A 21,976-nucleotide genomic window follows, 5' to 3' on the forward strand; every position below is an offset into this window, starting at 1 on the left:
ATCGTTCACACGCTCGCCGCCAAGCGTCATATACAGGTCCTGAAGCCCGCGAAATACGGGGCTTCAAAGCTTCTGCCCACAGGGCGTAGGAGCGACCGGGGCGGCGATCCGCCTTGTTCGCGAAGACGGTAGTTCGAACGATACATTTTCGGAGAATGTACCGGCCCTTTCGCGAACAAGTTCGCTCCTACGGCCTTCGGCCAGAATCAAAAACAGCCCCCGCATGTGACGCTTGGCGAAGGGCGTGAAGGACCGTCTCAAGAGTAGACGACGCCATACTGAATCAAGGCCATATTGATATGCCTTCTTATTTTTATCGTTTGATCCTCACCATCAGCCTGCTGCTGCCTTTGGCTGCCCAGGCCGGCGATGCCAGTGACTTTGTCGCAGCCAGTTCTTCGCAACAGGCAGAACTGCTGGAAGCCTGGGCCGCCAAGCCTGTGCCGGAACGTGTCGAGCTGCTCGAAGCCTTGCGCGATGGCCGTGTGGGTGCCGACAGCAGCAAGCGCGCCTGGATCGAAAACAACGATCAATACGTGGCCGTCGATGCACAGGCCCCTGCCGCCGTCGATGCTCCAACGCCTGACGAACCGCGTAAATTGCGCTTGAACAACCGGCTGCGTGGCCTGGTTGAAACGGCGCTGGCCAGCCATCAGTTGCTGGCAGCCGATACACGACTGCGCATGGCCGCCGCCCTGCAATTGCAAAAAAGCGCGCGCCCTGCACAACTCGAGTTGCTGACCGAACGCGTGGCCAGCGAATCCGATTCCAGTGTCAAAAGCGCACTAACCCTGGCGCTGGCCAACCTGCAAATGGTCGACACCAGCCCGACAGTACGTCTGGCTGCCGTGCGACTGCTGGGCGAAACCGGTGACCCGCTGGCGCGTACCCGCCTTGAATCATTGCTGGCACCCGGCGTGGAAACCGACGCTTCGGTACGCGTGGCGGCTGAAACCAGCCTGGCGCAGGTCAAGCGCAAGCTGATGATCGGGGAAATCCTCGGCCAGGCGTTCAGCGGCATGTCGCTGGGCTCGATCCTGCTGCTGGCGGCGCTGGGTCTGGCGATTACCTTCGGCCTGCTGGGCGTAATCAACATGGCCCACGGCGAGATGCTGATGCTGGGGGCCTACTCAACCTACGTCGTGCAACTGATGCTGCAGCGCTACGCACCGGGGGCCATCGAGTACTACCCGCTGATCGCGTTGCCGGTGGCGTTCTTTGTCACCGCCGTGATCGGCATGGCCCTGGAGCGCACGGTCATTCGTCATCTGTATGGCCGGCCACTGGAAACCCTGCTGGCCACCTGGGGCATCAGCCTGATGCTGATTCAGGCCGTGCGTCTGGCCTTCGGCGCGCAGAATGTTGAAGTCGCCAACCCGCAATGGCTGTCTGGCGGTATCCAGGTGCTGCCTAATCTGGTGCTGCCTTACAACCGCATCGTGATCATCGCGTTCGCGCTGTTCGTGGTGGTGCTGACCTGGCTGCTGCTGAACAAGACCCGCCTGGGCCTGAACGTGCGCGCCGTCACGCAGAACCGCAACATGGCCGCCTGCTGTGGCGTACCGACCGGGCGCATCGACATGATGGCCTTCGGTCTGGGCTCAGGTATCGCGGGGCTGGGGGGTGTTGCCCTGAGCCAGATCGGCAACGTGGGTCCTGATCTTGGGCAAAGCTACATCATTGATTCGTTCCTGGTGGTCGTGCTCGGCGGTGTCGGGCAACTGGCCGGCAGCGTGATGGCGGCCTTCGGGCTGGGCATCGCCAACAAGATTCTCGAACCGCAAATCGGCGCCGTGTTGGGCAAGATCCTGATCCTGGCGCTGATCATTCTGTTTATCCAGAAACGTCCGCAAGGCCTCTTCGCACTGAAAGGACGGGTGATTGACTGATGAGCCAGCCATTGATAGTAACTGCCGCGCAAAAAGTCGGGCCCAGAGGCACGCTGACCGCAGGCTGCGTAATACTGGCGGTGCTGCTGGCACTGCCGCTGCTGTCGCTGCTGCCTGCCGATAACAGCTTTCAGGTCTCGGCCTACACCCTGACCCTGGTGGGCAAGATTCTCTGCTACGCCATTGTAGCGCTGGCGCTGGACCTGGTCTGGGGCTACGCCGGGCTGTTGTCGCTGGGCCACGGCCTGTTCTTCGCCCTGGGCGGTTACGCCATGGGCATGTACCTGATGCGCCAGGCCGCAGGCGATGGTCTGCCGGCCTTCATGACCTTCCTGTCGTGGACCGAGCTGCCGTGGTACTGGGCGGGCACCGACAACTTCCTCTGGGCAATGTGCCTGGTGGTATTGGCACCGGGACTGCTGGCGCTGGTCTTCGGCTTCTTTGCCTTCCGCTCGCGGATCAAGGGCGTGTACTTTTCGATCATGACCCAGGCGCTGACCTTCGCCGGCATGCTGCTGTTCTTTCGCAACGAGACCGGCTTTGGCGGCAACAACGGGTTCACCAACTTCCGCAGCATTCTGGGCTTCAGCATCAGTTCACAAGGGACCAGAGCCGCGCTGTTTCTGGCCACGGTCGCATTGCTGGTGGCCAGTCTGTACATCGGCTGGCGCCTGGCGCAGAGCAAGTTCGGCCGCGTGCTGACCGCGCTGCGCGATGCGGAAAACCGTCTGATGTTCTGCGGTTACGATCCGCGCGGCTTTAAACTGTTCGTCTGGGTCCTGAGCGCCGTGCTGTGCGGTCTGGCTGGCGCCTTGTATGTACCGCAGGTCGGCATTATCAACCCCAGCGAAATGTCGCCGACCAACTCGATTGAAGCCGCTGTCTGGGTAGCCTTGGGTGGCCGCGGCACGCTGATCGGCCCGCTGCTGGGCGCAGGTCTGGTGAACGGCATGAAGAGCTGGTTCACCATGGCCTTCCCGGAATACTGGCTGTTCTTCCTTGGCGCGCTGTTCATCATCGTCACGCTGTATCTGCCCAAGGGCGTGATCGGCATGCTGAAGAAAAGGAGCGAGCAATGAAAACCACTCCGACCCCGTCTTTCATGCTGGAACCGATCCTGGCGCCAAACTCCGACGCTGGCACCAGCCGCGACGCAGTGGGATTCGGCAAAAGCGCTGGCAAAGGCCTCAACACTCGCCACGGCACGATCCTGACGCTGGAAGACATCAGCGTCAGCTTCGACGGCTTCAAGGCCCTGAACGATCTGAATCTATACATCGGCGTAGGCGAACTGCGCTGCATCATCGGCCCCAACGGCGCGGGCAAGACCACGCTGATGGACGTCATCACCGGCAAGACCCGCCCCAGCCACGGCAAGGCCTGGTTCGGTGAAACGCTGGACCTGACGAAGATGACCGAAGTGCAGATCGCTCAGGCCGGCATCGGCCGCAAGTTCCAGAAACCCACGGTATTCGAGGCCTTGAGCGTGTTCGAAAACCTCGAGCTGGCGCAGAAGACAGACAAATCGGTGTGGGCCAGTCTGCGTGCGCAGTTGAGCGGCGAACAACAGGACCGGATCGGTGAGGTGCTGGAAACGATACGCCTGACCAGCTCGATGCACCGTCCTGCGGGCTTGCTGTCCCACGGCCAGAAGCAGTTTCTGGAGATCGGCATGCTGCTGGTTCAGGACCCGCAATTACTGCTGCTCGACGAGCCCGTCGCGGGCATGACCGATGCCGAAACCGAATTCACCGCCGAGCTGTTCAAAAGCCTCGCCGGCAAGCATTCGCTGATGGTGGTTGAACACGACATGGGTTTCGTCGGCTCGATTGCCGACCATGTCACCGTGCTGCACCAGGGCAGCGTGCTGGCTGAAGGCTCGCTGAACGACGTACAGGCCGACGAACGCGTGATCGAAGTTTACTTGGGGCGCTAGCGCGACCAGCTGCAAGCTTTTAGCTGCAAGTTGCAAGCTGCAAGCTAGAAGCAAAAACAACGTGCTGCTCTTTACTTGCAGCTTGAAGCTTGAAGCTTGAAGCTTGAAGCTTATAACTCATGAGGCCCTCATGCTCACTGTTAGCCAGCTCCACCAATATTACGGCGGCAGCCACATTCTTCGCGGTCTGTCGTTTGATGTGAAGGTCGGTGAAGTCACCTGCCTGCTGGGCCGCAACGGCGTGGGCAAGACCACGCTCTTGCGCGTGCTGATGGGCCTGCTGCCATCGAAGGAAGGCTCGGTGCAATGGGAAGGCAAGACCATCACCCAGTTCAAGACGCATCAAAGGGTACATGCCGGGATTGCTTACGTGCCGCAAGGCCGGGAAATATTCGGCCGGCTGACGGTCGAGGAAAATCTGCTCATGGGCCTGTCCCGTTTTCCGGGCTCCGAGGCCAAGGAAGTGCCGGCCTTCATCTACGAGCTGTTCCCGGTGCTGCTGCAAATGAAGCACCGCCGCGGCGGCGATCTGTCCGGTGGTCAGCAGCAGCAACTGGCCATAGGCCGGGCACTGGCGAGCCGTCCGCGCTTGCTGATTCTCGACGAGCCCACCGAAGGTATTCAGCCCTCGGTGATCAAGGAAATCGGCGCCGTCATCAAAAAGCTCGCCGAGCGTGGCGACATGGCGATTCTGCTGGTCGAGCAGTTCTACGACTTCGCCGCGGAACTGGCCGATCAGTACCTGGTGATGTCGCGGGGCGAGATCGTCCAGCAGGGCCGTGGCGAGAACATGGAGAGCGACGGCGTTCGAGGTCTGGTCACCATTTGATGAGTCAATCCGTTATCGTGCAGCATTCGACAAGCCAATGAAGACACCATGAACCTGCCTGCCAACACCGCCCTCTTCACCCCCAGCTGGCACGCCGAGCTGGAATTGGGTTACGGCCGTTTCGATGACAGCACACGCCCGACACTGCGGCGCCACAAAGGACCGCTGCGGGTGCAAAAGCATCTGTACGCCGAAGGCCCGGAGGTGTGCCAGCACATCATCGTTCATCCACCGGGCGGTATCGCCGGGGGTGACCGGCTGGATATCTCGGCCACCGTCGGTGCCGATGCCTGGGCGCAATTGACCAGCCCCGGCGCGGCCAAATGGTATCGCGCCGCCAGCCCGGCCTTCCAGCAACTGGAACTGCACGTCCAGCCCGGTGCGACACTGGAATGGCTGCCGCAGGAAACCATCGTCTTCAGCAATGCCCAGGCAGAACTGAGCACTCGGATAGAGCTGCACGGTGATGCAAAGCTATGCTACTGGGACGTGGTGGCTTTGGGCCGGCCGGCCAGTGGCGAGCGGTTCGAGCACGGCCATTTTCAATCGCATCTGGATATCCGTCGCGACGGCACATTGCTCTGGCATGAGCGACAACGCATTATCGGTGGCGACGGGCTGCTGGGCTCGCCCATCGGCCTGGACGGCAGAACCGTGTTCGCCACCCTGCTGATGACCGGCGAAGTGGGCAGCGAGCTGCTCGAGGCCTGCCGTTCGCTGTCGATGCCCAACCCGGTACGCGGCGACCTGACTCAATTGCCCGGTCTGCTGGTCGCTCGCTGTCTGGCAGACGAAGCGTTGCATGCCCGGGCCTGGCTGATAGAACTGTGGAAACGACTGCGCCCTGCCCTGCTGGGACGCGAGGCGGTAACGCCAAGAATCTGGAATACCTGATTGATGACTGGACGCTCTGCATTCCAGGCTACACCCTCGGCGCTGATGCACTCAGCGTGGTACATAAGTCCTGAAAAGCCCGAAAATCGGGTCTTTTAGCGCTTCTGCCCGCAGGTCGTGGGAGCGAACTTGTTCGCGAAGACAATGTTTTAGGCGCTGCATGTTCGGCGACTACACCGACCCCTTCGCGAACAAGTTCGCTCCCACGGCCTTCGGCCAGAACCCAAAACAGACTTATATATAACAATGAGGGCTCAGCCTGGGAACGATCAACCACCGAATTTGAACAAACGGAAGCCCCATGGACCTGACACCACGTGAAAAAGACAAGCTACTGATCTTCACCGCCGGACTGGTCGCCGAACGGCGTCTGGCGCGCGGCGTGAAGCTCAACTACCCGGAAGCCATGGCCTATATTTCTGCGGCGCTGCTCGAAGGTGCGCGTGACGGACAGACCGTCGCTGAGCTCATGCACTACGGCACGACCCTGCTGACTCGTGATCAGGTCATGGAAGGTATCGCGGAAATGATCCCGGAGATCCAGGTGGAAGCCACCTTTCCGGATGGCACCAAACTCGTCACCGTGCATCAGCCGATTGCCTGAAGGAGTGATCATGCAGGACGCGATTCGCGACGCCTTGCCGGACGATCTGCCGGGCATTCTGGACATCTACAACGATGCGGTGCTCAACACCACGGCTATCTGGAACGAGCAGCCGGTTGATCTGGCTAACCGCCAGGCCTGGTACGCAGCTCGCCAGAGCCAGGCGTATCCGATTCTGGTGGCCGTCGACAACGCAGGCGACGTGCTTGGCTATTCGTCGTTTGGCGACTGGCGGCCGTTCGAAGGCTTTCGCCATACGGTCGAGCATTCGGTCTACGTGCGCGCCGACCAGCGTGGCAAACGCCTGGGCCCGCGCCTGATGGCCGCTTTGATCGAGCGCGCCCGCGACTGTGACAAGCACATGATGGTCGCGGCCATAGAAAGCGGTAACGCGGCGTCCATCGCCCTGCATGATCGCCTGGGTTTCAAGACCACCGGACAAATGCCCCAGGTCGGCACCAAGTTCGGTCGCTGGCTGGACCTGACGTTCATGCAGCTCGACCTGTCGCCCGGTGCTCAGCCACCGGTTTCACAAGCCCCTTCCGCCCTTTAGAGAGCACGCCATGAACCCAGCACAGCTGCGCCGCGTCACCGCCGAAAGCTTCGCGCATTACCGCCAGGGTCTGGCGCAACTGTTGTTCGATACGGTTCATGATGGCGCGTCGGTCGGTTTCATGGCCGACCTCGACATGGCGCAGGCCTACGGCTGGTGCGACGGGCTCAGAGTCGACGTCGCCGCTGGCACTCTGCTGCTGTGGGTGGTGGTCGAGAACGAAAACGTTCTGGCCAGTGCGCAACTGTCGCTGTGTCAGAAGCCCAATGGCCTGAACCGCGCCGAAGTACAGAAACTGATGGTGCTGCCTGCGGCTCGCGGGCGTGGCCTGGGCAGGCAATTGATGGAGGCCGTTGAGCAGGCGGCCGTGAAACACAAACGTGGACTGCTGCACCTGGACACCGAAGCAGGCTCGACGGCTGAAGCGTTCTATCGCTCACTGGCCTACCACCGTGTCGGTGAACTGCCGGATTATTGCGCGACACCGGACGGTCGCTATCGGCCGACCGCCATTTATTTCAAAACCTTGGGGCAACCGACATGATCCCTGGTCAATACCAGATCCAGCCCGGCGACATCGAACTCAACGCCGGACGCCGCACCCTCAGCCTTACCGTCGCCAACAGCGGCGACCGGCCGATTCAGGTGGGCTCGCATTTCCACTTTTTCGAAACCAACGACGCACTGACCTTCGACCGCGCCGCCAGCCGGGGCATGCGCCTGAACATTCCGGCCGGCACCGCCGTGCGCTTCGAACCGGGCCAGTCCCGCGAAGTCGAGCTGGTGGACCTGGCCGGTTTGCGCAAGGTTTACGGGTTTGCCGGTCGGGTGATGGGGGAGCTTTAGCTTCAAGCTTCAAGCTTCAAGCTTCAAGAGAAAAGCATATGACGACTAAAGACTTGCGGCTTGCAGCTTGTCGCTTTGAACACATTACAGTGTGCGGCCTGCAGCTTGCCGCTCTGAATCCGAGGTACGAGAGATGAAGATAAGCCGACAAGCCTACGCAGACATGTTCGGCCCCACCGTCGGCGACAAGGTTCGCCTGGCCGATACCGAGCTGTGGATCGAGGTCGAGAAGGACTTCACCACCTACGGTGAAGAAGTGAAGTTCGGCGGTGGCAAGGTCATTCGTGACGGCATGGGCCAGGGCCAGTTGCTGGCTGCTGACGTGGTCGACACGCTGATCACCAATGCCCTGATCATCGATCACTGGGGCATCGTCAAGGCAGACGTCGGCATCAAGAACGGGCGTATCGCGGCCATTGGCAAGGCGGGCAACCCGGATATCCAGCCGGACGTGACCATTGCAGTCGGCGCCGCCACCGAGGTCATTGCCGGCGAAGGCATGATCCTCACCGCGGGTGGCGTCGATACACACATCCACTTCATCTGCCCGCAGCAGATCGAAGAGGCCCTGATGAGCGGTGTGACGACCATGATCGGCGGCGGCACCGGCCCGGCCACAGGCACCAATGCCACCACCGTCACACCCGGCCCGTGGCACATGGCGCGCATGCTCCAGGCCTCGGACTCGTTCCCGATGAACATCGGTTTCACCGGCAAGGGCAACGTCAGCCTGCCCGGCCCGCTGATCGAACAGGTCAAGGCAGGCGCCATCGGTCTGAAGTTGCACGAGGACTGGGGCACCACGCCTGCGGCCATCGACAACTGTCTGAGCGTGGCCGACGAATACGACGTGCAGGTGGCGATCCACACCGATACCCTCAACGAGTCGGGTTTTGTCGAGACCACCCTGGCCGCGTTCAAGAACCGCACGATTCACACTTATCACACCGAAGGTGCCGGTGGCGGTCACGCGCCGGACATCATCAAGGCCTGCGGCTCACCCAACGTGCTGCCGAGCTCGACCAACCCGACCAGGCCGTTCACCCGCAACACCATCGACGAGCACCTGGACATGCTAATGGTCTGCCACCACCTGGACCCGAGCATCGCCGAAGATGTGGCCTTCGCGGAAAGCCGCATTCGCCGCGAGACCATTGCCGCCGAGGACATCCTCCACGACCTGGGCGCGTTTTCCATGCTCAGCTCCGACAGCCAGGCCATGGGTCGGGTTGGCGAGGTGATCATGCGCACCTGGCAAACCGCCGACAAGATGAAGAAACAGCGTGGCCCGCTGCCGCAGGATGGCCCAGGCAACGATAACTTCCGCGCCAAGCGCTACATCGCCAAATACACCATAAACCCGGCGATCACCCACGGCATCAGCCATGAAGTGGGCTCCATTGAAGTCGGCAAATGGGCGGACCTGGTGCTCTGGCGCCCGGCGTTCTTCGGCGTCAAACCGACCCTGATCCTCAAAGGTGGCGCCATCGCCGCCAGCCTGATGGGCGACGCCAACGCTTCCATCCCGACGCCGCAACCGGTCCACTACCGCCCCATGTTCGCAAGTTTCGGCAGCTCGCTGCACGCCACCAGCCTGACCTTCATCAGCCAGGCAGCGTTCGACGCCGGTGTACCGGAGTCACTGGGCCTGAAGAAGCAGATCGGTGTCGTCAAAGGCTGCCGCACCGTGCAGAAAAAAGACCTGATCCACAACGATTACCTGCCGGACATCGAAGTCGACCCACAGACCTATCAGGTCAAGGCCGACGGTGTGCTGCTATGGTGCGAACCGGCCGATGTGCTGCCGATGGCACAGCGGTACTTTCTGTTTTGAATCAGCAAGGGCCTTCGCTTTCAGAAGGCCCTTCAATATTTATTGCTCGGTTTATTCTTTGAGGCTAAGCAACTCGTTGAGTTTGGCTCTGAACCAGGACTTCAGATGAAAGTCAGCGGCTTCCTCAATCTTTTTACCGCTCTTGAGAAAGATGACGGTTGGTGTAACGGTGACATTGTAGTTTTGGGCTGTCGCTGGGCTAGTGTCAACAGGCACACGAAGCATGACAACCCTCCCGGCAAACTCAGGCGCTAGCTCATCGAGAATTGACCCAGTCCGTTTACTTTTGTTCGCCTCGTCGTGTTCATTAACGCCGGGGCTGCTGAATTCCAACACCACCAAGGGGTTGATTGCAGCCCATCGGGAACTGAAGTCCGCATCGTTCTTGACGACCCGGACCTGGGCTGCCTTGTTCTGGTAATTCAGAAGTGTTTCTTTATCTTCCAATATTTTCAGCGACTGCAGCGTATCGTTGATAGCGTCCAGCACCCCCAGATCGTTGGGGGTGCCGGTGCCCTGCAATACTCGCTGCAATGGGAGAAAAACGCTCAGTTTTCCTGTCGCTACGTCGTCGAGTTTGCTGACTTTTCCGTCGGCCAGTGTCTGCTGGGCACGCGTTACACGCTCTTCAACAAAGGCTGTGAGTTCTGTGTTCGACATGGTCATTCTCCGATTACGAGGCGGGTAGCAATTCATCCAGGATCTGCGTCATCCGTTCTTTGGTTTGCTGGCCGACAAGGTCTTCCCTTGCTATTGCGCCACCCTTGAAGAAAACCATCGTCGGACCATGATTTATCTGATATTCAGTCGAAGTCACCGGGTTCAAAGAGTCTTTGAGATCCGAATCCAGTTCGATCTCGCCCCTGACCAAGCTGACCTTTACGGCATATTTCTCTTCCAGCGCATTAAAAATGGTATCCATTCTGGCGCTGGCGTTTTCCTCGCCTCGCTTATTTACCTTCCCTTTCGTCGAGAATTCCACCACCACGAGCTTTTGGTTGCTCGCCTCAATGACATCCTTCTGAAAGGTCGAATCAGTAACTGTCATGACACTCATGCTCAGGGCCTCCGTTCGATTAACCTGCCGAATGAACATAGGCCCCATAGAAATCAGCGTCTACTGACAGAAATGACAGTAAACACTCTGTTTGTCGTGCTCTGTAAAGGCGATAATATGCGCCATCTTTCGTCACGCTCCTCCAAAGGTAACCGGCCATGCGCCTTTCCGAATTCATCGTTATTCATGTGGATCGCATTGTCGATGAATGGGAAGACTTCGCCAGAACCCTGAAACCGGCGGCAGAAACGATGACCAGGGCCGAGCTGCGGGATCATGCCAGTTCTATTTTGCTCGCCGCAGCACGGGACATGAAGACCGCGCAGAGCAAAAGCGAGGAGATTGCCAAGGCCAGAGGCGAAGAGCTGAACAAGACACCAAGCCTGGACGAAGCAGCCAGCAGCCATGGCGAGTTGCGCCATGAGGTCGGTTTTGATCTGGTGCAGATGACGTCGGAGTTTCGCCATCTGCGCGCCAGCGTCATCCGCCTCTGGGTAGAAAGCCTGGCAGCGCCGCAACTGGCCGATTTTCAGGACGTGATTCGCTTCAACGAAGCCATCGACGAGGCGCTTGCCGAATCCACCGCGGCCTATGCGGAGCGGGTTGGGCGCTCACGGGATATCTTTCTCGCCATTCTCGGTCACGACCTGCGCGCGCCACTGCAGGCCGTCAGCATGTCCACCGAGTTGCTGGCCCGCAAAATAACGCTGGACGACAAGACCCAGTCCTATGTTTCACGTATCCAGACCAGCACCCGCCACATGGGCTCGATGGTCAGCGATCTGCTGGAGTTCGTGCGCAGCCGCCTGGGCGCGGGGCTGCCGGTGGAGCGCAAATACATGGACCTGGCCAGCGCCTGCCGCGAGGCCATCGAGGAAGCCTGCGCCGGACGACCGGACTCTGTTCCGGTGCTGAACATCGAAGGCAACACCAAGGGTCACTGGGACGCCGGGCGGATCAGCCAGATGTTACAGAACCTGATCGGCAACGCCCTGCAGCATGGTGCCGCCAGTCACGAGATAACGGTGACTGTCACGGGTGCCGAGAAAGCCGTGATATTGGTGGTACACAACGAAGGCAAACCGATTGCCGAAGACGCTATCGGGACGATCTTCGATCCGCTGGTGCGCAGCACCGAGGAAAACAGCGAAACACGCGGCACGTCGACCAGCCTGGGTCTTGGCCTGTTCATCGTCAAGGAAGTGGTCAACGCCCACGGCGGCAGCATCACTGTGACCTCGACCATTGGCGAGGGCACGACCTTCAATGTGGTGCTGCCGAAAAACTGACCGAGGCTGACTGCCTGCTGATGCGGGTGCCGCATCAGCCCAGGCAGAAAAGACAGAATCGCAAGAGCGCTCCGCTCAACCCTTCCACTGCGCGCGAGGATCGAACGACGAACTGTCTGCCAGTTTCTGCCAGAGCGCCCGGGTAGCCTCGTCGGTGTGCTTGGGCACGACGACTTTCAACTGCGCGTAAAGATCGCCGCGCTCGCCATTCTTGTTCATCAAGCCGTTACCCTTGATCCGCAGACGCTGCCCGTTCTGACTGTCCGGGCGGATGGTCAGGTTGATCCTGCTGGTCAGCGTTGGCACGGCAACCTTGGTACCCAGCACGGCTTCCCAGGGGGCCAGTGGCACGGTGATGACCAGATCATGGCCTTCGACCTCGAACAGCGGATGCGGGGCCAGGCGAATGATCAGGTACAAGTCGCCATTGGCACCACCGCCCACGCCAGGTGCGCCCTGCCCCTTCAGGCGAATACGCTCGCCATCGACCACGCCTGCCGGAATCTTCACATTCAGCGTTTTGGTGATATCGCTCATGCGCTGCCCGTTGGGGCTGTGCTGCGGCACCTTGAAGCTGACCTGCTTGGATTCCCCCGAAAGTGTCTCTTCGAGGAACACCGCCAGTTCCATCTCCACGTCCTGCCCGGTGCGTCCAGGGTTGCGGGTACGCCCGCCCTGTTGTGGCCGGCCACCGAAAATGGAGCTGAAAAACTCCGAAAAGTCTGCCGTTTCCTCGAACCCGCCTGCCCCCGCGCCGGCGCGGCTTTGCCAGCCAGGCGGGGTCTGGAACGGACGGCCCTGACGACCGTATTTGCGTAGCTCGTCATACTCGGCGCGCTTTTCAGGGCTGCTGAGTACCTCATACGCTTCGGAGGCTTCCTTGAACTTGTCTTCGGCGCCTGCTTCCTTGCTGACGTCCGGGTGATACTTGCGCGCGAGTTTGCGATAGGCGGTCTTGATCGCCTTGTCGTCCGCAGTCGGCTCCACGTCAAGTATCTTGTAGTAGTCTTTGAAATCCATGTAACGATCACCCATCCGAATTATCCGGCAAAGCCAGATACGCTGGCGTCACGCGCCCAGCTCCCTCTGTCACGAGGCATCTGGATTACCTAACGTCGAAAAATATACAGATAGACCAGCTGCCTTTGTCGGCGGGTCGATAGCTCGACACCCTAATGTCCGACAACAGCGTCTACCGGGAATCCCTTCAAGATTGGGGGTAACAGGCTTCAGTTCAAGCCTTGGCCGCAAATACAGCCAGGTAAATATAAGCGACGTGTCGCGCTACGCAATTTGCCCGCGCTGACATAAACTGCGCGGCCGTTTTTTGACTGGAACGTAAAAGACATGAATGACCAATCCCCGGCCCGTGCCTGCGGCATCGATTTCGGCACGTCCAACTCCACTGTCGGCTGGCAACGACCCGGCATGGAATCGTTGATCGCGCTGGAGGACGACAAGATTACCCTGCCTTCGGTGGTGTTCTTCAATATGGAAGAGCGCCGCCCGGTGTATGGCCGCCTGGCGCTGCACGAGTATCTGGAAGGCTACGAAGGCCGCCTGATGCGCTCGCTCAAGAGCCTGCTGGGCTCGAAGCTGATCAAACATGACACCAGCGTGCTGGGCACGGCGATGCCCTTCAAGGATTTGCTGGCCCTGTTTATCGGCGAGCTGAAAAAGCGCGCGGAGCAAACGGCCGGACGCGAATTCGAGCAAGTCGTGCTGGGTCGTCCAGTGCATTTTGTCGATGACGACGCCCAGGCCGATCAGGAAGCCGAAGATACGCTGGCTGAAGTAGCACGCAAGATCGGCTTCAAGGACGTGTCGTTCCAGTTCGAACCGATCGCTGCGGCGTTCGATTACGAGTCCACCATCCAGGACGAAGAACTGGTGCTGATCGTCGACATCGGCGGCGGTACCTCGGACTTTTCGCTGGTGCGTCTGTCGCCCGAGCGACGCCAGCACGATGATCGCCAGCAGGACATCCTCGCCACCGGTGGCGTGCACATCGGCGGGACCGACTTCGACAAGCAGTTGAGCCTGCAAGGCGTGATGCCGCTGTTCGGTTATGGCAGCCGCATGAAAAGCGGTGCGTACATGCCGACCAGCCACCACATGAACCTGGCGACCTGGCACACCATCAACGCCGTGTACTCGCAAAAATCGCAACTGGCCCTGGGCAGCATGCGCTACGACATCGAAGACACTGGCGGTATCGATCGCCTGTTCAAACTGATCGAACAGCGCGCCGGGCACTGGCTGGCCATGGAAGTGGAAGAAACCAAGATCCAGCTGACTCACGCCGACAGCCGTCACCTGCTCATGGATCGAGTGGAAGCCGGCCTGAGCGTGGACCTGAGCCGGGTGATGTTCGAAGCCGCCATCGACGCCCAGCTTGAGCGCGTGCGCAACAGCGTGACGAACTTGCTGAACGATGCGGGAGTGAGTGTCGAACAGGTCAGCACGGTGTTCTTCACCGGCGGTTCAAGCGGTATCCCTGCCCTGCGCAACAGCGTCTCGAACATGCTGCCCAACGCACGCCACGTTGAAGGCAACATCTTCGGCAGCATCGGCAGCGGCCTGGCCATCGAAGCGAAGAAGCGTTACGGCTAGTCATGCGCCTATCGTGGGAATGCCCTTCGTGATGCTCCGCGTCACAGATCGCTGATCTTTTGGGAGCGAGCTTGCTCGCGAAGACGGATTACCTGACCAATGGACTTCCAGCGGCTGCACGGGCCTCTTCGTGAGCAAGCTCACTCCCACGGGCGGGAGTGTTTCGAGCCATGTGGATGCTCTGCAGCACCGCAGACGCAGAGCGTCCAGAACTGCATGCCAACGCGGTGAACTGGCACGATAGGCGTTCTTTCGGACGCCTATCTACGCAAGCGCACTAGACCAACCCTTCCTTCTGCAACTCACTCTTCAGGTAGGCATAGTAAATCGGCCCTGCGACCACGCCCGGCAGACCGAATGCGGCTTCGAACAGCAGCATCGCCAGCAGCAGCTCCCACGACTTGGCGTTGATCTGTCCGCCCACGATGCGCGCATTGAGGAAGTACTCGACCTTGTGGATCACGATCAGGTAGCCCAGCGCCGCCAGCGCGACCCAGATCGAGATGGACATGCCGACGATGAAGATCAGCGTGTTTGACATCAGGTTACCCACCACCGGCAACAGGCCGAGCAGGAAGGTCATGATGATCAGGGTCTTGGTCAGTGGCAGGTGAATCCCGCACAGCGGCAATACGATGGCCAGGAACACCGAGGTAAACGCCGTATTGAGCAGGGAAATCTTGATCTGGGCGAAAACAATGTTGCGAAACGCCCGGCTGACCAAGTGCAGCCGATCGAACAGAGCAGCCGCCAGCGGCTTGCGCGCATGCACATCGGAGATACGCTGCAAGGCAATGATCGCGCCCAGCACCATGCCGATCAGCATGGTGACGAACATGTGCGCCGCCCCCTTGCCGATCAACTGCAATTCGCCCACGTGCTTCTGCAGCCATTGCCCGAGCGAAACCTGAAACTCCGCTGCACTGGCAGGCAGATAAGCATCGATGAACGGAGGCAACTGACCACGAGCGCGGTCGACCAGGGTCATGAACTTGTCGAGCGAGGCACCGGGATTTTCGGCTTCATGCAGCACAAAACTGATGGCACCGGCAAAAATCAGTGTCAGCAGGCTGACCACCAGCGTGCCCAGCAGCGCCACAGCCAGCCAGCGGGCCCGTTCGCCGGAGATCAGACGTTGCAACTTGGGAGTCAACATGTTGACCAGCTCGAACACCAACAGTCCAGCCAGCAGGCTGGGCAACAACTTGAATGGCAACACCAATAACAGACCGCCAAATACAAGAATCCAGCTGGCTATTAACACCTGACGCGCAGAAAACGTTGGCATAGACCCTCAACGGGCAACACAAGGAAGGTGGGCAGTCTGCCAGCCTTCTTGGCCCATAACCAGTGATCCGAAAGCGGTAAAAAACAAGCCGCAATCATCTGCCCGATGATCGGCTCGAGAACAGCGCGAAAGTGCAGTGTTTACTGCACCCGCGCCTGTTGCCCGCAGTAAAGATGCCGACTGAAAAATTATTTCTTCTTGAGACAATCGCTCATGAAACTCTTGCGCTCATCGCCCTTGAGCGCCTGAGTGCTGGCGGTCGCGTTGCAGGTTTTCATCTTCTCCTGCTGGGTGGCCGCCGGCGGCGGTGCCGCTTTCAGGCAAGTGCTCATGAACGCCTTGCGCTCATCGCCCTTGAGCGACTTCGCGCTGGCGTCGGCATTGCAGGTGGTCATTTTGTTCTGCTGCGCGGTCGCAGCGAAACCCTGGGCAGACAACATCAAGCCAACGAGCAACACAGGAATACCGAGCTTGTTCATCGATCCACTCTCCAGATCCACTGCGCCGGGCGGCACAGGCTGAGATTCAGTGTAGTCAGCGTCTGCAGTCTGTGACGGGACACCGGACATCGCCGCTGGCATTCTCGACAAACAGGCGGATAATTACGCCTCGCTTTAACGATGATCCCCTTATGCAATACGCTTTCCCACTGATCACCGTCCTTATCTGGGCGATCAACACAGCCGTCACCAAGGCGTCTGCCGGGGTGATCTTTCCGGCTGAAATAGGCTTTTATCGCTGGGCGCTGGCCGGCTTGCTGTTCACGCCGTTCATGCTCGGGCCTGTGTGGGCGAACCGCGCGGCGATCAAACCGGTAATCGGCAAGATCTTCATTCTGGCCGTGCTTGGCACAGCGCTGTATCAGAGCCTGGCGTATTTCGCGGCCAGCCTGACAACTGCCACCAATATGGGGATCATTCAGTCGATGGTGCCGATGATGGCGCTGGGGCTGTCGATAGCCTGCCTCGGCACTCGCTTGACCTCGGGTGCGCTGCTGGGGGCGGCGCTGTCATTCGCGGGTGTGGTGGTCGTGGTCTCGGCGGGCAATCCGGCCGGCCTGATCGAGCAGGGTGTCAATCGGGGCGATGCGATGGTGCTGGTGGCCGCCGCGTCGTATGCGGTCTACAGCACACTGCTGAAGAAGTGGCAGTTGCGTTTGCCGCCCCTGCAGTTGCTTTACGTACAGATCCTGCTGGCGATTATCGTTTTACTGCCGCCGTTCATGCTGTCGGCGAAAACCGGCCTGAATGCGAGCAACATCCCGATGGTGCTGTATGCCGCGATTCCAACGTCGATGCTCGCGCCGTGGCTGTGGATGACCTCGATCATGCGCCTGGGCCCCAGCCGCACAACACTGTTCTTCAACCTGATGCCCATCGCCACGGCCTTGATTGCCGCGGCGACACTGGGCGAGAAACTGGCGCTCTATCACCTGTTCGGCGGAGCGCTGACCCTGTGCGGCGTCATCCTCGCGGAACGCTGGACAACGCCGCTGCGGTCAAAGGCGGATTAGACAGTCGCGCTGCCTTCGCTACCCTCCAGGCTGTGAATCGACACATCGGTGATGCCGGCGGCAAGGGGCAGCCCGGCTTCACCCATTGGCAGCTCGTCCAGCTCTACGTGATGCTTGAGCGCCAGTTCGTGCACGACTTCGATGATGGGCACGTCCAGATTCTCGATAATGTCTACGTGGTGCTCGCCGAGCAGGGTGTACTCGATCTCATACAGCTCTTTATCGCTCATCGCATCTTCCTGGCCGTCACTGAGGAACGGCTGATTAACGAACTACGGTCCGACAACCGATGACCGAGCCCAAGGCTGAGCAAAACGCTCAACCATGCCATCAGATTGACCTCGGCCTTTCGGGAACGTGCGAGGAATATTCAAAGCGCTTTTCATGCCCGATCGTCATGCCGTTCGGGGGGTTCAGCACCGGCATCAGGGTGGATGCAAGGTACTGCCTCATCGCCATCTTTTTTTCGAACTCTTGGCCTCTCCTCTGCTCCAAGGCGTACCGGGCCAAAACCGGCTCTGACATGTGGAGCAATAACGATGTACAAAAAACTCTTCGCGGCGACCTTTGTATTGGCGACGATGGCTGGCTGCAGCAACACAACCGTGCAGAACCCGGTGGACTACGTCACTTATCGCAACGAGCCGCTGGTCAAGCAGGTCGAGAACGGCATGACGCGCCAGCAGGTCCTGACCATCGGCGGTGAGCCGTCGAGCACCATCGAGCGCCGGGTCAACCCGGGCACTTGCAATAACTACGTCATGAACAAAGACGGCCACAAACAGGTTTACCATGTCAGCTTCAACAGCGACGGCCGTGTAACCAACAAAGGTTTCATGACTTGCGAACAACGCGAGAAGAACGAAAAAGCGATGTAATCAAAACGCAGGCACAAACAAAAAGCCCGAGGCATGGATGCCTCGGGCTTTTTGTTGAATGCTTTTTAGAAAACCAGCTTGAACAGGGCGATAACCACGACCAGGCCGATCAGAAAGATGATGCCAACGGTGCTTCCCAGGAACTTGAGCATTGTGTATCTCCACGATTTATTTGGGTCTCAAGGTTGGGACCGCGGGGCTCAGCACTCGTTTCTTATATTTTTACATTCAGTCACAACCTTGCGCACCGACGAAAATCCGATAAAACTTTTTTCCTTCTCCAGCACTCACAACCCTTGCTGATCCTGCCGGGCAATACACAGAGCGGGACAGCAAAACCTGATGAGTCCTGGAGATAAATGATGAATTCTGCACCGCAATCACAGCTTTCCGATGTAAATACTCTGCGCCAGCGCGCACGCCAGAACGTTGAGGATGGTGCTGTGACTCAAGGTTACAGCGCTGACCGCGAAACGGTCCTGCGCCTGCTCAATGAATCGCTGGCTACCGAGCTGGTCTGTGTGCTGCGCTACAAGCGCCACTACTACATGGCGTCGGGCCTGAAAGCGAGCGTCGCGGCAGCCGAGTTTCTGGAACACGCAGAGCAGGAAGCGCAGCACGCTGACAAACTGGCCGAGCGTATCGTGCAACTGGGCGGCGAGCCGGAGTTCAACCCGGACACCCTGTCGAAGAACTCCCACGCGCAGTACGTGGCTGGCAACACACTGAAAGAAATGGTCTACGAAGATCTGGTTGCCGAGCGCATCGCCGTCGACAGCTATCGCGAGATCATTCAATACCTAGGCGACAGCGACCCGACTACACGCCGCATCTTCGAAGAAATCCTTGCTCAGGAAGAAGAGCACGCTGACGACATGGCAGACATTCTTAACGATCTGTAAGCCGCAGCAGCAAATGAAAAGCCAGGACCTGTGTCCTGGCTTTTTTGTGGCCGGTATTTTCTCAAGCCAGATGCGTGAACATCGTTGCGCACGCTCCAGCGCTGGCACGAGAGATGGAGCGTTACTTCACCGTCTTCGGCGCCTTGCCGGTGCGCATCTGCTCCAGCAGCGGACCACACTGATTCGGCTCGCTGTCGCCAGTGGCGACCAGCGCGAGCAAACCGGCAACAGGACCTACGGTTGCACCGAGCAGGACCATGCCGGCTCCACGCAGCAACAACGGACCGGACTGTACGCCTGCGTTGGGCTTGGCGAACGGGCCGTTGACGTACAGCGGCGAGCGCAGCGAAAACACGCGGAAGCCTTTGGACTCAGGGTTGATCTGCAGGTCCAGTTGCTCGGTCTTCAGGTTCGCGGTGCCATTGATGTAAATGATGGCGTTCTCGGTATCGAAGACAAACAGCCGGCTGGTCGCCAACCCGTCTTTGATACCGAAGTTCGAGGCCGCGCAATTGATCTTCACGTCCTTGTCGCCGAACAGCTTGCCGACTACGTAGTTGCCCACGTTGAGCCCGGCAATTTCCATCAGGCCACGACTGATCGCGCCGTCGTTCACCAGCATCTTCATTTCGCCGTTGGCAGACCCCAGCAAGGCTGCAATCGAGTTGCCGCGCCCACTGATATCGGCGTCGCCGTTCAGCTCACCGAAGCTGGTTTTCATCGGTTCGAAGGTCGGGAACAACTGCTTGAGCTTGAAATTGCGCGCCGACAGTTTAGCCCTGCCCTGCATCGGTTTGTTTTGCCCGTTCAGGCGAATGTCCGCGTCCAGCTTGCCGCCTGCCACACCAAAGCGCAGCGGCTCGAGGCTCAACTGGCCATCGTCGAGAACCAGATGGGTGTAGAGGTCAGTGAACGGCAGATCCGGGCTCTGCACGATGCGCTTGCCGGTGAACTCCACGTCGGCGTCCATCGCCCGCCAGCGATCAGTCTGAAACTCCTCGACAGGCAGAACCTTGCCCGAAGGCTGCTTGCTCTCGCCACCGCGCTTTTTCTGCGCAGCATTGGAGTCCGCACCGATCAGCGGCGCGAGGTCACTGAACAGCAATTGGTTGGAGACCAGCACGCCACTCAGCTTGGGGCGGGGCTGACTGGCGACGAAGCCCAGATCGCCGTGGATATCGCTGTTGCCGATCTTGCCGTTGAAGCCTTCGTAACGGAAGTTGGCGCCGGCCGGATCATGCAGTTTGGCGATCAGACGGCCATCAGTGGAGTACGCCGGAGAATCCGGCAGGGTCACGCCGGTCAGCGGGTAAAGATTGCTCAGGCTCGCGCCGGAAAGCTTGAGGCGCAGGTCCAGCGCGCCCAGGTTCTGTGGATCGGTCAGGGTCCCGGCGATCAGCGCATGGGTATCACCGACCTTCACGTCAGCCTGTACCGGAAACGGTTGATTGGCATCCTTGAGCGCGAGCAGACCGCCGACCTTGCCGGTGCCGCTCAGCTTCTGACCGTGGTACTGGCCGGTGACCGCCAGACCGAATGCATAATCCTGCGGCACTGCGCCCTTGTCCTGGGCCTTTTTCGCTTCCTTGCTGCCAACGATTTCACTGAACGGGATCGGCTTGCCGAGCAGGTCGATCACCACGTCCAGATTGGCGTTGAGTTTCTGGTCGTTGAAGCTCACCAGTCCCTTGTCAAACTTGATCGCGCCGATGTCCATCACCCATTTGGAGGGCTCGGCATTCGGGTCGGATTTGGGCAGATCGAACACCCAGTTGGCGCGACCATCGGCCAGACGCTCGAGTTTAGCCTCGGGGCCGGTCAGATCGATACGCGGGATAACCACTTGCTGCGCCAGCAGCGGCAGCAGCGAGAGACGAAATTCGACGTGCTTGAGGGTCACCATCTGCGGGGTCTTCGACCATTCAGGGTTGCCCAGGCTCAGGTCATCGGCGACAAAGTGCGGCGACGGCACCCAGGCACGCCAGCCGCCGAGTTCGGGCTCACGCGTCCAGCGCACATCCAGATCACCATTGATGGCGAACGGACGATGCAGCGCTTCGCTGACTTTTGCATTGAGGGTGGGTTTGATGCGATTCCAGTCGAAAGTGACGATCACAATGACCAATATAGCCAGCACCACCAGCAACGTGGCACCTGTCCAGGCGAAAATCTTGCGGCTGCGCGTCATGCGTCACTCTCCAGAAAACAGCGCCCCGACCCTGGCGCGCTGAATACGACATGAATGTTCGACTGACAAACGCGCCGAGGGTTTGATTTGAATACGAAAATGCATCGAAGGCCAGCACTCATGCACTATTACTGGTCAAGGAGCCTGACTGAAAACCCTTTCGACGCAGGTAAAGCGCATTTGCTAAAGTGCAACCCAGCCTAATCCAAGAATCGTTTGAGCCATGCTGCCCCGCGCCGAACAGAAACAACAGACCCGAAGAGCCCTGCTCGATGCTGCCCATCAACTGATGGAGAGCGGGCGCGGCTTTGGCAGCCTGAGCCTGCGCGAAGTGGCGCGCACGGCAGGTATCGTACCGACCGGTTTCTATCGGCACTTTGAAGACATGGACCAGTTGGGGCTGGCGCTGGTCAGCGAGGTCGGCCAGACCTTTCGCGAGACCATCCGGCTGGTGCGCCACAACGAATTCGCCATGGGCGGGCTGATTCGTGCGTCGGTGAAGATATTCCTCGAACGTGTGGCGGCCAACCGCTCGCAGTTCCTGTTTCTGGCGCGCGAACAATACGGCGGCTCCTTAAAGGTGCGCCAGGCGCTCGGAGCGCTGCGTGAAGGCATCAGCGCCGACCTCACCGCCGATCTGGCAAAGATGCCCAAATGGCAGCACCTGAATGCCGATGCACTGTCGATCATCGCCGACCTGGTGGTCAAAAGCGTGTTCGCGATGCTGCCGGAACTGATCGACCCGCCCCCTGCCTCACTGGCCCCGCACCTGACACCTCAGGCGAAGATCACCCAGCAACTGCGCTTCATCTTCATTGGCGCACGGCACTGGCGGGGGCTGGGCAGTCACGATTGAGCGTCGG

Annotated in this window: 23 protein-coding genes and 1 pseudogene; 16 read left to right on the plus strand and 8 right to left on the minus strand. The window is 59.6% G+C overall.

What is annotated here, in order from left to right; genetic code table 11:
- Window positions 1-299: 299 nt before the first annotated feature.
- From urtB to ureC, 10 genes are all read left to right on the plus strand, one after another.
- Window positions 300-1,889 carry an urea ABC transporter permease subunit UrtB gene (urtB, locus tag JOE39_RS16135; protein WP_032662544.1) on the plus strand — a complete coding sequence of 530 codons (1,590 nt, stop codon included), beginning with the start codon at window positions 300-302 and terminating at the stop codon, window positions 1,887-1,889.
- Entirely contained in the window at window positions 1,889-2,968 is a 1,080-nt protein-coding gene (gene urtC, locus JOE39_RS16140; protein WP_003419454.1) for an urea ABC transporter permease subunit UrtC, read from the plus strand. Before urtB ends, urtC begins: the two co-directional genes overlap by 1 nt.
- Window positions 2,965-3,825 carry an urea ABC transporter ATP-binding protein UrtD gene (urtD, locus tag JOE39_RS16145; RefSeq protein WP_003391874.1) on the plus strand — a complete coding sequence of 287 codons (861 nt, stop codon included), beginning with the start codon at window positions 2,965-2,967 and terminating at the stop codon, window positions 3,823-3,825. The genes urtC and urtD overlap by 4 nt, the downstream gene beginning before the upstream one ends.
- A gap of 130 nt (window positions 3,826-3,955) precedes the next feature.
- Window positions 3,956-4,654, plus strand: coding sequence for an urea ABC transporter ATP-binding subunit UrtE (urtE, locus tag JOE39_RS16150; protein ID WP_003391872.1), 699 nt, complete (start codon window positions 3,956-3,958; stop codon window positions 4,652-4,654).
- A 48-nt stretch (window positions 4,655-4,702) separates the two neighbouring features.
- Window positions 4,703-5,548, plus strand: a complete 846-nt coding sequence (locus tag JOE39_RS16155; protein WP_046267012.1) for an urease accessory protein UreD — start codon at window positions 4,703-4,705, stop codon at window positions 5,546-5,548.
- A 301-nt stretch (window positions 5,549-5,849) separates the two neighbouring features.
- Entirely contained in the window at window positions 5,850-6,152 is a 303-nt protein-coding gene (gene ureA, locus JOE39_RS16160) for an urease subunit gamma (protein WP_003347927.1), read from the plus strand.
- A gap of 10 nt (window positions 6,153-6,162) precedes the next feature.
- Window positions 6,163-6,705 (plus strand): GNAT family N-acetyltransferase, encoded by a 543-nt coding sequence (locus tag JOE39_RS16165; protein ID WP_003347925.1) that lies wholly within the window; start codon window positions 6,163-6,165, stop codon window positions 6,703-6,705.
- 10 nt (window positions 6,706-6,715) lie between these two features.
- Entirely contained in the window at window positions 6,716-7,249 is a 534-nt protein-coding gene (locus tag JOE39_RS16170; RefSeq protein ID WP_003347923.1) for a GNAT family N-acetyltransferase, read from the plus strand.
- Window positions 7,246-7,551 carry an urease subunit beta gene (locus JOE39_RS16175; RefSeq protein ID WP_003391866.1) on the plus strand — a complete coding sequence of 102 codons (306 nt, stop codon included), beginning with the start codon at window positions 7,246-7,248 and terminating at the stop codon, window positions 7,549-7,551. Before JOE39_RS16170 ends, JOE39_RS16175 begins: the two co-directional genes overlap by 4 nt.
- Window positions 7,552-7,684: 133 nt before the next feature.
- On the plus strand, window positions 7,685-9,385 hold the full coding sequence (gene ureC, locus JOE39_RS16180) for an urease subunit alpha (protein ID WP_003317027.1): 1,701 nt from the start codon (window positions 7,685-7,687) through the stop codon (window positions 9,383-9,385).
- Window positions 9,386-9,436: 51 nt separating this feature from the next.
- Here ureC and JOE39_RS26560 read toward each other — a convergent pair whose 3' ends face one another.
- The 3 genes and pseudogenes from JOE39_RS26560 to JOE39_RS16190 form a co-directional block, all read right to left on the minus strand.
- The gene (locus JOE39_RS26560) at window positions 9,437-9,724 is read right to left on the minus strand and encodes a thioredoxin family protein (RefSeq protein ID WP_347257210.1); all 288 of its coding nucleotides are present in this window, start codon (window positions 9,722-9,724) and stop codon (window positions 9,437-9,439) included.
- 84 nt (window positions 9,725-9,808) lie between these two features.
- Window positions 9,809-10,045 (minus strand): annotated as a pseudogene (locus tag JOE39_RS26565) (thioredoxin); the annotation flags it as partial.
- A 13-nt stretch (window positions 10,046-10,058) separates the two neighbouring features.
- Window positions 10,059-10,442: a thioredoxin gene (locus JOE39_RS16190; RefSeq protein WP_046266966.1), complete on the minus strand. Its 384-nt coding sequence runs from the start codon at window positions 10,440-10,442 to the stop codon at window positions 10,059-10,061.
- Window positions 10,443-10,600: 158 nt separating this feature from the next.
- Here JOE39_RS16190 and JOE39_RS16195 point away from each other — a divergent pair, with 158 nt between their 5' ends.
- Complete coding sequence (locus JOE39_RS16195) at window positions 10,601-11,731, plus strand: HAMP domain-containing sensor histidine kinase (RefSeq protein WP_003317030.1); 1,131 nt, start codon at window positions 10,601-10,603, stop codon at window positions 11,729-11,731.
- Window positions 11,732-11,806: 75 nt separating this feature from the next.
- Here JOE39_RS16195 and cbpA read toward each other — a convergent pair whose 3' ends face one another.
- Window positions 11,807-12,751 (minus strand): curved DNA-binding protein, encoded by a 945-nt coding sequence (cbpA, locus tag JOE39_RS16200; protein ID WP_003391862.1) that lies wholly within the window; start codon window positions 12,749-12,751, stop codon window positions 11,807-11,809.
- 327 nt (window positions 12,752-13,078) lie between these two features.
- On the opposite strand from cbpA, the gene JOE39_RS16205 reads away from it, so the two are divergent.
- Window positions 13,079-14,344 carry an Hsp70 family protein gene (locus tag JOE39_RS16205; protein ID WP_003347909.1) on the plus strand — a complete coding sequence of 422 codons (1,266 nt, stop codon included), beginning with the start codon at window positions 13,079-13,081 and terminating at the stop codon, window positions 14,342-14,344.
- Window positions 14,345-14,621: 277 nt separating this feature from the next.
- Here JOE39_RS16205 and JOE39_RS16210 read toward each other — a convergent pair whose 3' ends face one another.
- Together JOE39_RS16210 and JOE39_RS16215 are read right to left on the minus strand one after the other, a co-directional pair.
- Window positions 14,622-15,632, minus strand: coding sequence for an AI-2E family transporter (locus tag JOE39_RS16210; protein ID WP_003347907.1), 1,011 nt, complete (start codon window positions 15,630-15,632; stop codon window positions 14,622-14,624).
- 188 nt (window positions 15,633-15,820) lie between these two features.
- The gene (locus tag JOE39_RS16215) at window positions 15,821-16,111 is read right to left on the minus strand and encodes a PsiF family protein (protein ID WP_003305605.1); all 291 of its coding nucleotides are present in this window, start codon (window positions 16,109-16,111) and stop codon (window positions 15,821-15,823) included.
- A gap of 152 nt (window positions 16,112-16,263) precedes the next feature.
- Here JOE39_RS16215 and JOE39_RS16220 point away from each other — a divergent pair, with 152 nt between their 5' ends.
- A complete protein-coding gene (locus JOE39_RS16220) occupies window positions 16,264-17,145 on the plus strand; it encodes a DMT family transporter (RefSeq protein ID WP_024648033.1) in 882 nt (293 codons plus the stop codon).
- Here JOE39_RS16220 and JOE39_RS16225 read toward each other — a convergent pair.
- Window positions 17,142-17,375, minus strand: a complete 234-nt coding sequence (locus JOE39_RS16225; protein ID WP_003317034.1) for a hypothetical protein — start codon at window positions 17,373-17,375, stop codon at window positions 17,142-17,144. The two genes, JOE39_RS16220 and JOE39_RS16225, sit on opposite strands and share 4 nt — an antisense overlap.
- 309 nt (window positions 17,376-17,684) lie before the next feature.
- On the opposite strand from JOE39_RS16225, the gene osmE reads away from it, so the two are divergent.
- Complete coding sequence (osmE, locus tag JOE39_RS16230) at window positions 17,685-18,023, plus strand: osmotically-inducible lipoprotein OsmE (RefSeq protein WP_003317036.1); 339 nt, start codon at window positions 17,685-17,687, stop codon at window positions 18,021-18,023.
- A 362-nt stretch (window positions 18,024-18,385) separates the two neighbouring features.
- Complete coding sequence (locus JOE39_RS16235; RefSeq protein ID WP_003317037.1) at window positions 18,386-18,925, plus strand: ferritin-like domain-containing protein; 540 nt, start codon at window positions 18,386-18,388, stop codon at window positions 18,923-18,925.
- Window positions 18,926-19,046: 121 nt separating this feature from the next.
- Here the strand turns inward: JOE39_RS16235 and JOE39_RS16240 are convergent, their stop codons facing one another.
- The gene (locus JOE39_RS16240) at window positions 19,047-21,113 is read right to left on the minus strand and encodes an AsmA family protein (protein WP_024648031.1); all 2,067 of its coding nucleotides are present in this window, start codon (window positions 21,111-21,113) and stop codon (window positions 19,047-19,049) included.
- 223 nt (window positions 21,114-21,336) lie between these two features.
- Between JOE39_RS16240 and JOE39_RS16245 the strand changes: the two genes are divergently transcribed.
- On the plus strand, window positions 21,337-21,969 hold the full coding sequence (locus JOE39_RS16245; RefSeq protein ID WP_002555418.1) for a TetR family transcriptional regulator: 633 nt from the start codon (window positions 21,337-21,339) through the stop codon (window positions 21,967-21,969).
- Window positions 21,970-21,976 lie beyond the last annotated feature (7 nt).

Source organism: Pseudomonas sp. PvP100, assembly GCF_017833055.1.
In the GTDB taxonomy this organism is placed as follows: domain Bacteria; phylum Pseudomonadota; class Gammaproteobacteria; order Pseudomonadales; family Pseudomonadaceae; genus Aquipseudomonas; species Aquipseudomonas syringae.